At 41.5% G+C, this 14,371-nt stretch carries 13 protein-coding genes; 12 read left to right on the top strand and 1 reads right to left on the bottom strand.

The genetic code is table 11. The features are described from left to right. Positions 1–123: 123 nt before the first annotated feature. From guaA to Q0K96_RS13410, 12 genes are all read left to right on the top strand, one after another. Complete coding sequence (guaA, locus tag Q0K96_RS13465; RefSeq protein WP_297334501.1) at positions 124–1,653, top strand: glutamine-hydrolyzing GMP synthase; 1,530 nt, start codon at positions 124–126, stop codon at positions 1,651–1,653. 230 nt (positions 1,654–1,883) lie between these two features. Beyond that, positions 1,884–2,909 (top strand): LysM peptidoglycan-binding domain-containing protein, encoded by a 1,026-nt coding sequence (locus Q0K96_RS13460; RefSeq protein ID WP_297334500.1) that lies wholly within the window; start codon positions 1,884–1,886, stop codon positions 2,907–2,909. 88 nt (positions 2,910–2,997) lie between these two features. Beyond that, entirely contained in the window at positions 2,998–4,965 is a 1,968-nt protein-coding gene (locus Q0K96_RS13455) for a LysM peptidoglycan-binding domain-containing protein (protein WP_297334499.1), read from the top strand. A 5-nt stretch (positions 4,966–4,970) separates the two neighbouring features. Continuing rightward, entirely contained in the window at positions 4,971–5,381 is a 411-nt protein-coding gene (locus Q0K96_RS13450) for an OsmC family protein (protein WP_297334498.1), read from the top strand. After that, positions 5,374–5,619 carry a DUF3820 family protein gene (locus tag Q0K96_RS13445; RefSeq protein ID WP_297334497.1) on the top strand — a complete coding sequence of 82 codons (246 nt, stop codon included), beginning with the start codon at positions 5,374–5,376 and terminating at the stop codon, positions 5,617–5,619. Before Q0K96_RS13450 ends, Q0K96_RS13445 begins: the two co-directional genes overlap by 8 nt. Positions 5,620–5,773: 154 nt before the next feature. Then, complete coding sequence (locus Q0K96_RS13440) at positions 5,774–7,384, top strand: CTP synthase (RefSeq protein ID WP_297334496.1); 1,611 nt, start codon at positions 5,774–5,776, stop codon at positions 7,382–7,384. A 45-nt stretch (positions 7,385–7,429) separates the two neighbouring features. Then, entirely contained in the window at positions 7,430–9,328 is a 1,899-nt protein-coding gene (yidC, locus tag Q0K96_RS13435) for a membrane protein insertase YidC (protein ID WP_297334495.1), read from the top strand. 97 nt (positions 9,329–9,425) lie between these two features. After that, positions 9,426–10,130: a toxin-antitoxin system YwqK family antitoxin gene (locus Q0K96_RS13430; RefSeq protein WP_297334494.1), complete on the top strand. Its 705-nt coding sequence runs from the start codon at positions 9,426–9,428 to the stop codon at positions 10,128–10,130. Positions 10,131–10,182: 52 nt separating this feature from the next. Next, positions 10,183–11,370, top strand: a complete 1,188-nt coding sequence (gene mnmA / locus Q0K96_RS13425) for a tRNA 2-thiouridine(34) synthase MnmA (protein ID WP_297334493.1) — start codon at positions 10,183–10,185, stop codon at positions 11,368–11,370. Positions 11,371–11,451: 81 nt separating this feature from the next. Continuing rightward, positions 11,452–11,808, top strand: a complete 357-nt coding sequence (locus tag Q0K96_RS13420) for a hypothetical protein (protein ID WP_297334492.1) — start codon at positions 11,452–11,454, stop codon at positions 11,806–11,808. A 33-nt stretch (positions 11,809–11,841) separates the two neighbouring features. Next, entirely contained in the window at positions 11,842–12,507 is a 666-nt protein-coding gene (locus Q0K96_RS13415) for a TatD family hydrolase (RefSeq protein ID WP_363317252.1), read from the top strand. After that, a complete protein-coding gene (locus tag Q0K96_RS13410) occupies positions 12,500–13,216 on the top strand; it encodes a tRNA threonylcarbamoyladenosine dehydratase (RefSeq protein ID WP_297334491.1) in 717 nt (238 codons plus the stop codon). The genes Q0K96_RS13415 and Q0K96_RS13410 overlap by 8 nt, the downstream gene beginning before the upstream one ends. Positions 13,217–13,229: 13 nt before the next feature. On the opposite strand, the gene Q0K96_RS13405 is transcribed toward Q0K96_RS13410, so the two are convergent. Next, positions 13,230–14,371: GyrI-like domain-containing protein (locus Q0K96_RS13405; RefSeq protein ID WP_297334490.1), on the bottom strand; the 1,142-nt coding region annotated here is incomplete at its 5' end.

The raw sequence follows: 14,371 nt of genomic DNA, 5'->3' as shown, positions 1-14,371 counted from the left end.
ATATTATGATTTTTTTAAGAATTTCAGATTTAATGTTGGCTGTAAAATGAGCTTTTGCAAAGACTGAAAAGCAAAAAAATAAGTACAGGTTTTCAATTACGGCTTTTATATCTATTTTTGCACATGCAACACAACGTACTTATTTTAGATTTCGGATCGCAATACACACAACTGATTGCGAGAAGGGTTCGCGAACTTAATATTTTCTGCGAAATTTTTCCTTATAACAACCCGCCGGTTGACCTTTCATCATATAAAGCCGTAATACTTTCAGGCAGCCCTTTCTCTGTAAGGGCAGAAAATGCACCCCATCCTGATCTTTCAGAAATTCGTGGTAAACTGCCGCTGCTTGCCGTTTGCTATGGTGCGCAATACCTTGCCCATTTTAACGGTGGTGAAGTAGCGCCGAGTAACATACGCGAGTATGGGCGGGCTAATCTTGCTTATGTAAAAGAAGGTGAACCATTTTTAGAAGGTGTGCAACCCGGCAGCCAGGTTTGGATGAGCCACAGCGATACAATTAAGCAACTTCCTGAAAATGGTGTAAGGCTTGCCAGTACCAAAGATGTAGAAAATGCAGCCTACAGGATAGAAGGGGAGCTTACCTATGCCATACAGTTTCACCCGGAAGTATACCACTCTACAGATGGTAAGCTGATGCTGGAGAACTTTTTGGTTAAGATAGCCGAAGTGCCGCAAAACTTTACACCCGATACTTTTGTAGAAGATATAGTTGAGGAACTAAAGGTAAAAATACAGAATGACAAAGTTGTTCTGGGTTTAAGCGGGGGAGTGGATTCTACCGTTGCTGCGGTACTTTTAAATAAAGCTATAGGCAGTAACCTGTACTGCATATTTGTAAATAACGGATTGCTGCGCAAAGATGAATTTGAAAGCGTGCTGCACCAGTATAAAGACATGGGGCTTAATGTAAAAGGTGTAGATGCTACAGACCGTTTTCTTGGAGCGCTGGCGGGCATTGAAGACCCTGAACAAAAACGCAAAACCATAGGCCGTGTGTTTATAGAGGTGTTTGATGACGAGGCACACCAGTTAACAGATGTTAAATGGCTCGCACAGGGAACCATATATCCTGATGTTATTGAGTCGGTTTCTGTAAAGGGACCATCTGCAACTATAAAATCGCACCACAATGTGGGTGGACTGCCTGACTTTATGAAGCTTCAGGTGGTAGAGCCTTTGCGAATGCTGTTTAAAGATGAGGTGCGCCGCGTGGGTGCCACACTTGGCATAGATGCAGAGCTTTTGGGCAGGCATCCGTTCCCGGGGCCTGGCCTTTCTATAAGAATACTTGGCGATATAACCCCCGAAAAAGTGAGGATATTACAAGAAGTTGACCATATTTTTATACAGGGATTAAAAGATAACGGCCTTTATAACAAGGTATGGCAGGCCGGGGCAATACTGCTGCCAGTAAACAGTGTTGGTGTTATGGGAGATGAGCGCACTTATGAAAAAGTGGTTGCACTGCGCGCTGTAGAATCTACAGATGGTATGACTGCCGACTGGGTGCACCTGCCTTACGATTTCTTAATGAAGGTTTCAAACGAAATTATAAACAAAGTTAAAGGTGTAAACCGTGTGGTGTATGATATAAGTTCTAAGCCACCTGCCACAATAGAATGGGAATAATGCAGTATTAACTTATATTTTAAATGCATTATTTATATCCTGAATTTGATATTTCTTGAATAATTTTTATAAAAAAGCCGTATATCTGAATTTTATTTGCAGATAATACGGTTTTTTTTTCTTTTCATAACTGATGTTTTACTAATGTAATAATTTTGTTGATTTTGTGTTAAGTTATTGCAATAATTATTACTTTTAGGAAAATTTTAACAAAATTTACTAAAGGAAAGATGACAACTAAACTATTGGCATTGCTTGCCCTCGGGTTTGTTTATGGCAATGCTTGTGCACAGGAGCCTGATAATGTGCAGGTTCAGGAAACTGCGGCAGAGCATGTAATTAACCACCGTGTAGCTTTTGGTGAAACTGTTGTGCTCATAGCAAAAAAATATCTTGTTCGCCCCTCTGATATTTATGAGTTTAATCCCGATGCCGTAGAAGGCCTGAGCACGGGTATGCTTTTAAAAATTCCGCTCGACAGGGCTGTACAGGCTGAACAACCTAAAAAAGAAGAAGAGCCTGCAACGCATATTGCAACAATTGCAATGCCCGAACGTAAAAAGACAGTTGTAAAAGAATCTGCCGCCCCTGCTTTAAAAGCAACAGTTGCTTCTGCTGTTACACAGCCCGAGCCTGTTGTGCTTCCTGATAATGGTGTTTTTGAAGTAACTCACAGTGTAAAAGATGGGGAAACCCTTACAGGACTCGCGCGAAAATACAATACCACCGTTACGGCTATTACCAACGCAAACAAACAGAAGCTGAGGCATGGACTGCAGAAAGGGCAGGAGCTTACAATACCCGCAGGCCCAACACCTGAAACGCTTGACGGTGTTATTATGCACAGTGTAAAAAGCGGAGAAACGCTGTTTAGCCTTGCAAAGCAGTATAATACTACGGTAGAAGCTATTACCGAATATAATAAGCGAAAACTGAAGAACGGCCTGCAGGCAGGGCAAAAACTGAGTATTATGCCGGGCACTGCTGCTCCTGCCGCACTTGAAACTGAAAGTATTGCTGATGTAATTCAGGAAACACCCGTAAAAACAGAGGAAGCCGTTAAGCAGCCTGAGCCTGTACCAGATGTTACACCAAGAACAATAACGCATATAATTAAGGCCGATGATACGCTTGATAAGCTTGCGGCACAATACCATACCACCGCCGAAGCAATAAAAAAGCAAAATACAAAAAAATTGAAAAAAGGCCTTCAGGCAGGGCAGGAAATAAGCATACCTGCCTATACGCAGCCTTGATAATATTATCTTAAGATAAAAATAAAATTTGCAGTTAAGTCGTTACAAAAGTTACCTTTGTAGCGGCTTAATTATTTAAACATATATCATGAAATCAAGGCTGGCTTTATTTTTTGCAATACTTTTTTTTTCGGCTGCCGCTTATGCCCAGGACTATAAAAAGCATAAAGTAGGTAAAGGTGAAACGGTAACCGACATTGCTAAAAAATATAAGGTAACTCCTTATGATATTTACCGCCTTAACCCCGACTCTAAAAACGGGCTTAAAGAAAACATGGTACTGCTGATACCTTCTGAGATTCCTGTACAAACAGCGCCTGTAAAAGAAAAGCCGACAGAACTCGTAAATACTGTTCATGAGCTTCAGGAAGGCGAAACATTATACAGCGTATCAAAAAAATATAATGTAACGGTAGAGCAACTGGAAAAAGCTAACCCCGGCCTTGCCATTGATGATTTGCAGATTGGGCAGAAAATTATAATCCCCATAAAAGGCAGCCCTGTAAAAGAGCAGGTAAAGAAAGCCGAAAAAGCCGATGCAAAAAAAGATGTTGATGCCTACATATATCATAAAGTTGTTGCGGGTGAAACAAAATACTCTATTGCGCGCGATTATGATATTACACTTCAGTTACTTGAGGAGCTTAACCCCGATGTAAAAGATATACTTCCGCTTGGCTACGAGCTTAAGCTGTTTAACCGTAAGGTAGTAAATAACAAGCCTGTCCCGGCTGCCCCTGTTGCGGACAGTACCTATATGCTATATGAAGTGCCTGCTAAGGAAACCATGTATAATATTACAAAGAAGACAGGGCTTACAGAAGAGCAGCTTATAGCGCTTAATCCGCAACTGAAAGAAGGCTTAAAAGAAGGCATGCAGCTCCGTATACCAAAAGCTGGAACAAGTGCGGCGGCACCTGTAAAAAAGACGAAAGCAGATTTAACCGTCTCACTTAAAAAGGACCGGGAGAAGAGTATGGCGCTTCTAATTCCTTTTAATCTGTCAAGGGTAGAGCAGGATACCGTCAGGGCGCAACTGCTGCGCAACGATAAGTTCCTCAACATGACACTCGATTTTTATGCGGGTGCCCTTATAGCAATAGATTCTGCCGAAACGCTTGGACTTCCTTTAAAGGTAAATATATATGATTCTAAAGAAACAAGCAGGTCATCTGAAATAGCTGCTTTAAAAAGCAGGCTCATGAGTGCTGATGCTGTTATAGGTCCTTTCTTTACAGGTAATGCTGAAAATGCCGCTTCACTTCTTACTGATGTGCCAGTAATATCACCACTCTCAAAAGAGTCAGGTAAAAAATACCCTAACCTTTTCCAGTCGGTACCGTCGCCGGATACTGCTAAAAAGGCTTTGTTCGATTACCTGAAAGCCCAAAATGCTAACGTGATAGCTATTATAGACCCCAAGAAAGTCAGTTCTAAAGAATATATAAAAGCTAACTATCCTTCAATAAAAATTGTTGCCCCGGGTGCTGAGGGCACAATTAATGAGGCTGCCATTAAAGCAAACCTTGTGAAGAGTGGCAAAAATTATGTAATTCTCGAAACAGAGCGTTCGGCAATGGTAATAAATACTGTTAGGATACTTGCCGATGCACAGGGAGAGTACCAGATTCAGCTTGCAGTGCCCGAAATTAATGATGTTTTTGATAACAATGAAGTATCGCTTGCAAGGCTCACAGCGCTTAAAATGATGTATCCGTCGGTAACAAATGACAGCGATACCGAAGCTGAAAGGATATTTATAAAAATGTTCAGGGAAAAGAACGGCTATGCGCCTAACCAGTTTGCAACCCGCGGCTTTGATGTAACCTTTGATGTTATACTGCGCCTTTTTCAGCAAAAGCCATTTGCAGAAGTAATGGACACCACAGCATCTGAACAGGTTGAGAATAAATTCTCCTACCGCAAAGAGAATGGCGGCTACAGCAACACAGCCGTTTACATTATGCAGTATGGCGATGAGTATTCGGTTACAGAAGCGCCTGCCGCACCTGTAACAGTTACAGCACAACAAAGCTTACCCACACAAAAACCTTAAGCAAAATGACATCAAAAGTAACATACTTGGGAGATTTGCGTACATCATCTGTACATATACAATCCGGCAGCGAAATTATATCGGATGCTCCGCTGGATAATAATGGTAAGGGCGAAGCCTTTTCACCTACAGATACCGTTGCTAATGCCCTGGCAAGCTGCATGTTTACGGTTATGGGTATCAAAGCCCGCGATATGGGTGTAAATATGGAAGGCTCTGTGGCAGAGGTTACCAAAGCTATGCAGGCAAGCCCCAGGAAGATTTCTGAAATTAAGGTGCAGATAACCATGCAAAGCGATGCTGATGAAAAAGCACGCACCATACTGGAAAGGACAGCTATGTCGTGCCCGGTACTGCTGAGCCTTAATCCCGATATAGAGAAAAAAGTTACTTTTAACTGGAGCAGTATTGGATAACAGTACTGAACAGGAGCAAAGAGAATTCCTTATAAAACTGGCGCATACCAAAATGCCCTTCGGTAAATATGAGGGGCGTTTTCTTATAGACCTGCCCGAATATTATGTAGTTTGGTATTATAATAAAGGCTTTCCTAAAGGGCTGCTGGGCCGTCAGTTACAGCTTGTATATGAACTAAAGCTGAACGGGCTGGAAAATATTGTACGCAATATTAAAGCCGGCTTCCCCAAGCCTTAACATTAACTCATGCTGCCTTATTTACTATATTGAAGGGCGGTGTTTAGGCGTGTTGTATTTCAAATCATCAATTTAGCCGATTATCAAATTAAATTGATTATTTTTGCCTCGTTTTTTTACGGCTACAACAACAACACAACAACACGCATTTACAATGAATCAGACAAAGTATATTTTTGTTACAGGAGGTGTGACTTCTTCCCTGGGTAAGGGAATTATAGCTGCTTCGCTGGCAAAACTATTGCAGGCAAGAGGTTACAGGACCACCATACAAAAGTTTGACCCCTACATTAATGTAGATCCGGGTACACTTAACCCGTATGAGCATGGCGAATGCTATGTAACCGATGATGGTGCCGAAACAGACCTTGACCTGGGGCATTATGAGCGTTTTTTAAATGTACCTACTTCTCAGGCTAATAATGTAACTACGGGCCGTGTGTACCTTTCTGTTATAGAGAAGGAGAGAAGAGGAGAATTTTTAGGTAAAACGGTACAGGTAGTGCCGCACATTACAAATGAGATTAAAGAGCGTATGCAGCAGCTTGGCCGCTCCGGCGATTATGATATTGTAATTACCGAAATAGGTGGTACAGTTGGTGATATAGAGTCGCTTCCTTATATAGAATCGGTTAGGCAGTTGGTTTATGAGCTGGGTGATAATAATGGTATTGTTATCCATTTAACGCTGGTGCCGTATCTTGCCGCAGCCGGAGAGCTTAAAACCAAGCCTACACAGCACTCGGTTAAAACATTAATGGAGAGCGGTATAAAAGCTGATATACTGGTTTGCCGTACAGAGCATGAGCTATCTTCAGAATTAAAGCAAAAGCTTGCTTTGTTTTGTAATGTTAAGTCAGAGGCCGTTATACAGTCTATAGATGCTTCTACCATATATGATGTACCTAATTTAATGCTTGAGGAAGGTTTAGACAGGGTAGCCCTTAAAAAACTTGACCTTTCGGAGAAAAACTCACCCGACCTTAAGCAGTGGAACGACTTTTTGTACAGGCTTAAAAATCCGAAACATACCGTAAACATTGGCCTTGTGGGTAAGTACGTAGAATTGCAGGACTCTTATAAGTCTATATTAGAAGCTTTTATACATGCAGGCTCTGCAAATGAAACGAAGATAAATGTTGTAAGCATACACTCGGAATATATAGATAAAGATAACGTTGCGGACAAGCTTAAAGGGCTTGACGGCCTTTTGGTGGCGCCGGGCTTTGGTGAGCGCGGTATAGAAGGAAAAATAGAAACGGTGCGTTATGCAAGGGAAAACAACCTCCCTTTCCTGGGAATATGCCTGGGCATGCAAATGGCTGTTATAGAATATTCGCGTAATGTGCTTGGGCTTAAAGATGCCAATTCTGCTGAGATGAATGCGAGTACGGCAAATCCGGTAATTAATATAATGGAACAGCAGAAAACCATAACCCAAAAAGGTGGTACCATGCGCTTAGGCTCCTGGAAGTGCACACTTGAGGAAGGCTCTCTTGCTGCAAAAATTTATGGTACAGCTCATATAGAAGAAAGGCACCGCCACCGTTATGAGTTTAACAGCAAGTATCGCGAAGCGTTAGAAAATGCAGGGCTTAAGGCATCCGGTGTAAACCCTGATACGGGCCTTGTAGAAGTTATAGAGCTGGATGAACACCCGTTTTTTGTGGGTGTACAATATCACCCTGAATATAAGAGTACGGTAGCCAACCCGCACCCGCTTTTTGTGCATTTTGTTAAAGCTGCTGTTGCAGGCAAGTGTTAACACTGCATTACTGCGGATAAAAAGAAAACATTTTTTATAAAATAGATGGAAGAAAAAAAGTTAGACATTAAAACCATTATAGGCTTCGGTCTTATTATGCTTTTGCTGATATGGATGATTTACAACCAAACGGCAGAACAGGATGCTGAAGCAAGGGAAAAAGAGAAAAAAGAGCATATTGATAAGCTAACAGATAAAACCATTCCTGAAAGCGGTACTGCGGCTGTAGCGAAAGATTCGGCAGTATCAGACTCTGTTACAACAGCCGAAATGAAAAGTGCCCTTGGCGCTTTCGCTTACAGCGCATCTTTACCTTCGGCAAAAGGAGGTACTACAGCGATAGAGAATGAGTTGCTTGACCTGAAGGTTGCCAACAAAGGCGGTTATATTACAGCGGCTACCCTAAAAAACTTCGAGCAGTTTCACAAAGGCTCAAACCAAAGGGTAGAGCTTATCAACAACAATAATGCTGACTTTAACCTGCAATTCCAGACTAAAGATAACCGCATACTTAATACCCGCGATCTTTATTTTGAGCCACAGCTAAGCAAAGAAGGAGAAAACACTGTGCTTGCCATGCGCCTTAAAGCAGGGCCACAGCAGTTTTTAGAGTACCGCTATGTGCTTAAGCCAAATGAGTATATGCTCGATTTCAGCATACGCACACAGGGGCTTTCTAATATTGTTAATACTACCAAACCAATGGGGCTGGAGTGGCAGCTTAAATCGTTCCGGAATGAAAAGAGCGTAACGTATGAAAACCGCTATACGGAGCTTGTTTATGAGTATGAAGACGGTAAGGATGACTATCTGGGCCAAGGCAGCAATGAAGCAGAGAAGGCGGATGATGTTACTTTTATAGCCTATAAGCAGCACTTTTTTACATCAGTACTTTTAACGGATACCCCGTTTAAAACGGCAGAGATGGTTTCTGAAAACCTTGTAAAAGATGACAAAGTAGATACGCTTTTTACTAAAAACTTTAAGGCTAATATACCGCTCGAGTTTAAAGGCGGAGAACTTAGCTACAACATGAACTGGTATTACGGCCCGAGCGATTACAAAATACTTAATGGCTACGAGAGAAACCTTGACGAAATAATGCCGCTGGGTTGGGGTATCTTCGGTTGGATAAACAGGTTTATTTTTATTCCTGCCTATGGGTTATTAAGCGGGTTTATACCTTATGGCATTGCCATTATAATATTTACCATACTGGTAAGGCTTTTAATGTCGCCTATCACGTATAAGTCATACTTGTCTCAGGCTAAAATGAAGGTTATACGCCCTGAAATAGCAGAGCTTAACGAGAAGTATAAGAAAGACCCTATGAAGAAACAGCAGGAAACCATGAAGCTGTACAGCAAAGCGGGTGTTAGCCCTATGGCGGGCTGCTTGCCGGCACTAATGCAGGTTCCGGTGTTCTATGCACTCTTCCAGTTCTTCCCGTCTTACTTTGATTTAAGGCAGAAAAGTTTCCTTTGGGCAGACGACCTTTCGTCTTATGACTCTATTGCCCACCTGCCGTTCTACATTCCGTTTTACGGTAACCACGTGAGCCTTTTCCCGATACTGGCATCTGTAGCTATATTCTTTTACATGAAAATGACAACCGGCGACCAAAGCATGGCGCAGCCACCACAGGAAGGTATGCCGGATATGAGCAAGATCATGAAGATAATGATATACATTTCGCCTGTAATGATGCTTATCTTCTTTAATAACTATGCATCAGGATTAAGTTTATACTACTTTATCTCTAACCTTATTACAATAGGTATCATGTTAGTGATTAAAAACTACATTGTTAAGGAAGAAAAAGTACACGCTATAATTCAGGAAAATAAAGCCAAGCCTAAAAAGCAGAGCAAATTCCAGAAACGCATGCAGGAAATGATGGAGCAGGCGCAGGAGCAGCAAAAAGCAAGGCAAAACAAAAAGTAAAAACAAGGCACCTCTTTAAGAGGTGCTTTTTTAATAAGGCACGGGCTTTGCTTATACTAAACAATATATTATAAAGGTTATATAAAAAACTCTTTTTATGAAGGCATACTTTGCAATACTCTTTGTTTTACTAACAGGGCTAAGTTCAGCACAGCAGCAGGGGGTGAATAAATTTGATACACAAGGCAAACGACACGGCTTGTGGAAAGGCACATATGACGACTCGGGCAACCTGCGTTATGAAGGTACTTTTGATCATGGCACTGAAACCGGAATATTTAAATTCTATGAAAATGTAAAGTCGGCTCCTGTAGCGGCAACGCGCGATTTTAGTGCGGGCAATGGAGAATCTTATACTGTTTTCTTTGACGAGAAAGGCAAGAAGTTAAGCGAAGGCAAAGAGGTTAACAAACTGCGCGAGGGCGAATGGAAGTTTTACTATCCCGGAAAAAATACTATCATGTCAGTAGAGTTGTACAGCAAAGGCAAGCTTATGGGTGTAAGGAAGGTATTTTTCCCATCGGGCTCACTGGCAGAAGAAGCACAATACAAAAACGGCTTGCGTAACGGCTACTATAAAAAATATACCGAAAAAGGCATTTTGCTGGAAGAATCAGTTTATAAAAATGGCGAGATGCACGGGCCGGCATCTTTTTATAATGGCTCTGGTGAATTGGAAAGCAAAGGCCAGTATGCCAATAACATAAAAACCGGTGTTTGGAAATTTTATGAGAGGGGTAAGCTTGTAAAAGAAGAAGATGTTACCAATAAGAAAATTGAGCTGGTACGCCAAAGAGAGTAAAATACAAAATTTGCCGTACCTTTGCACTGTTTTACAGCAGATTTTTTAGAAGATGAAACGTGTAGTAGTTGGTTTATCGGGAGGAGTTGACAGCAGTGTGGCAGCATACCTGCTTATGGAGCAGGGTTATGAGGTTATAGGGCTGTTTATGAAGAATTGGCATGATGATTCGGTAACCATATCAGATGAGTGCCCGTGGCTTGAAGACAGCAATGATGCACTCCTTGTTGCCGAAAAGCTTGGCATACCTTTCCAGACAGTAGATCTTAGCGAGCAATATAAAGAGCGTATTGTTGATTATATGTTCAACGAATACGAAAAAGGCAGGACACCAAACCCTGACGTGCTTTGCAACCGCGAAATAAAGTTTGATGTTTTTATGAAAATTGCCCTTAGCCTGGGTGCAGACTATGTGGCAACAGGGCACTACTGCCGAAAAGATACCATTATACAAGACGGAAAAGAAGTGCACCGGCTGCTTGCAGGTGTAGATGCTAATAAAGACCAGTCCTACTTTTTGTGCCAGCTATCGCAGGAACAACTGGGTAAGGCGCTTTTCCCTATAGGAGAGCTTACCAAGCCCCAAGTGCGCGAAATCGCCGCTAAAATGGAATTGGTTACCGCCGAGAAAAAAGACTCGCAGGGGCTTTGTTTTATTGGTAAAGTACGACTGCCTGAATTTTTACAACAGCAGCTTCAGCCAAAAGAAGGTACTATCTATGAAGTGAATGCCGATTCTGACGCTTATAAAACTGAAAAGCCTGTATTTGCATCTGTAAAAGAGCAGCTTGCTTTTGAGGCTAAAAATATAGCTTATACACCCGATATGGGTAAAGTAGTGGGCCGCCACCAGGGGGCGCATTATTATACCATTGGGCAACGTAAAGGATTAAATGTTGGCGGTACTAAAGAACCATTGTTTATTATCGCTACAGATGTAGAAAGCAATGCTATATATACAGGGCAGGGGCACAGCCATCCGGGATTGTTTCGCAAAGCATTGTTTATTCAGGAAAGCGAAATACACTGGGTGCGTGAAGACCTTGCACTTAAGGATGGCGAAACCATGGATGTAATGGTGCGCATACGCTACAGGCAGCCGCTTCAAAAAGCTACACTCCATAAGTTTGATAATGGTATGTATATATCTTTTGATCAGCCGCAAAGCGCCATTACAGAAGGGCAGTTTGCTGCGTGGCACATTAATGATGAACTTGTTGGCAGTGGGGTAATATCCTAATCTTGTAATATAATTCTGCAATCGTGTAACATAAAAGTGTATAGGTTTTCATAAATTGTCAGGTCACAAAAACCTAATGTTATGAAAGTTATAAACTCAAAGCTTCACGCTGCGCTCGACTACCTTACTGTTATTTTTCTGCTTGCAGCGCCCGAGCTGTTTGACTTACCCGAAATGACAGCAATGCTTACCTATGTGCTTGCCTGTGTCCATTTCCTGCTTACCATTGTCACCAACTTTGAATTTGGGTTAATTAAATGGCTGCCCTTCCGTGTGCATGGATACATAGAGCTTGTAGTAGCTTTTGCGCTTGTTTTTGCTTCTTTTTATCTGGGCAGTACAGATGGTGTTTTTTCAAGGAACTTTTATCTCATTTTTGCTGCCATAATACTTATTGTTTTTATACTGACCGATTTCAGGCACTCTAAAGCAGATTAGCAGCGTTTTACTCTTTTATGATAAATAGTTATCTTGCAGCTTATTTGCAAACTGATGTATTATAACCTGCACACCCACAATTATACTGCAAATCCGGATATATTAGAAGTAGTAAACCGTTATCCGTATGAAGAGGCAGATGTGCCTTATTTCTCTACGGGCATACACCCGTGGTACATTCAGGAAGATAAAATAAAACAACATTTAACAATTATTGAGCAACGTTTGGCCATGCCAAATTGCCTTGCCGTGGGTGAATGCGGTCTCGATAAGCGCATTGAGATATCTTTGCAATTGCAGCAAAGCGTTTGTGAAAAACAACTGCTTTTAGCGAAAAAACATAATAAACCTGTAATTTTGCACCTTGTTGCTGCTTATGCCGAACTGATAGCGATAACAGATGCCGTTAAGCCCGGTGTACCTGTTATTGTGCATGGGTTTTCTAAAAACAGAGAAGTTGCCAAACAATTGCTTGATAAAGGCTTTTATCTTTCTTTCGGGAAATACCTGTTACGAAATGAGGGGCTTTCAGAGGTTTTGAAGTATGTGCCTGATGATTGCTTTTTTCTTGAAACCGACACGATAGAAGAGGGTATAGCCGATGTATATAATAAGGCAGCGGTGGCTAAAGGTGTGAGTGTACAAACGATAATTGAGATAACACAAAATAATTTTAAAAAGGTTTTTAGTAATGGCTGAATGGACGGAGCGCGCCGAGCTTTTATTTAAGAAAGAAGGACTTGACAAGTTAAAAAATTCACATGTGCTGGTTGTAGGTATGGGCGGGGTAGGCTCTTTTGCAGCCGAATTTATTGCCAGGGCAGGCGTTGGCAAAATGACAATAGTAGATGGCGATGTGGTAGATATAACCAACATTAACAGGCAATTGCCTGCATTGCACTCTACAGTAGGCAAACCTAAAGTTGATATAGTAGGCGACAGGCTTATGGATATAAACCCAAAGCTGGAGCTGATAAGGCTAAAAGAGTTTTTATCGCCGGAGCGCGCTTATGAACTCGTTACCAAAGAATATGACTATGTAATGGATTGCATAGACAGCATAACCCCTAAGCTAAATTTAATCATGTCAGCAAAAAGGCAGAAGGTAAAGATTATCAGCAATATGGGCGCAGGTGGTAAATTTGAAGCGGCTAAAGTTAAAGTTTCTGATATTGGTAAAACCGAATATTGCCCGCTTGCCAAAACCATACGCAAAAGGTTGCGCAAAGAAGGTATATCTGGTGGGGTTAAAGTGGTTTTCTCTTCAGAACGTGCTGATGAAACCAGCCTTAAAATGACCGACGGGAGTAACTTTAAAAAGTCGTTCTACGGTACCAATAGCTGGATGCCTGCACTATTTGGGCTACACGCTGCCGAAACGGTAGTAAAGTACCTCATAGGTAAATAAAATGCTGATTTAACTACAGGGTCGTATCCCTAACTGTCTTGGCAGGAGCTGAGGTTCTTCTATCCATGCGCTGCCTTGCAGCATCTGTGGGATGAATTGCAGGTAAAGGCACCAAAGGTTCGGTCACTATTGGTGGTATTGCAAGTGTATCAACAGGTTTTCCTATAGGGAAATAAATATCGGTTACCCATTTGGATGGCTGCCTTGTCTGCTGCATGTTTACAGAATATACTTCTACATATTGGCCTGTAGGGTTCAGTTCCATTTGCTTTTCGGTAATATGGCTATAGGCTTTATTCCACGCTTCCTTAAGGTGGGAGTAATCTCCGTTAAGTGTTGTTTTAAGCGCTGTAAACGACTTTAGCTCGCCGCCTACAAATTCACTGCCCGGTGCTGTAAATATCTCTTCTTTAAGCGGAATGCAAATAGTATAGGCAGCGCTGTTGTTCAGCCTGTCATATTTATCATATACTACAAACGGCACACCGTTTTTACCCATGTTATTGGCTTTTACAAAGCTCAACAGTCTTGGTATTACCGTTGCCACGCGTTGGTTAATACCGTTTATACTGCTTGTGGTAGGGTAGCCAATATAATAGGCATCTTTCTTTACAGCCTTTCCTTTAATAGCTACAGCATAGTTATTAATCTCGTTAGTAAGGAATGTTTTTAACTTTTGAAGCCCATTTTGCAGTGCCGACTCAATCTGTTCTTCTGTGCCACCGTTAAGTAAAGCATAGGCTTTCTCAGTAAAAGACAGATTACCTTTCAACCTTACGCTTACCTTAGTGCTGTTAAGAGTGTCTTTAAATGTCCAGTAAATTTTACTTGTATTAGTTCCTGCAGAAGAACTCTGCACTATTGAGTCAAGGTCTTTTATTTTAATGGTTTTTATCTCACCTTCTTTTTCGCCGGTTCTCCAAAAGGCGTAAGCACCGGGACCTGATGTGGTATCAGAGAATGTATAGACCGTTGAGCTATCTGTATCGGTTAGTATATTTATATTATTCCAGTTAGAATAATCGTTTATATAATTAAAAAGCGATGCGCGGGGTATATTTATTATTTTCTCGTCCTTAATATCATAGCTGCCTGCCTGCGTGGCCACAAATACTGTAAGGGCTACGGCAGCGAGCAGCAGGAGAAGGAAAATAT

Source organism: Flavobacterium sp. (assembly GCF_024305175.1).
Classification (GTDB): Bacteria; Bacteroidota; Bacteroidia; order Flavobacteriales; family Flavobacteriaceae; genus Flavobacterium.
Note: the sequence above shows the minus strand (reverse complement) of the source record. Positions and strands in the feature narration are given on the sequence as shown.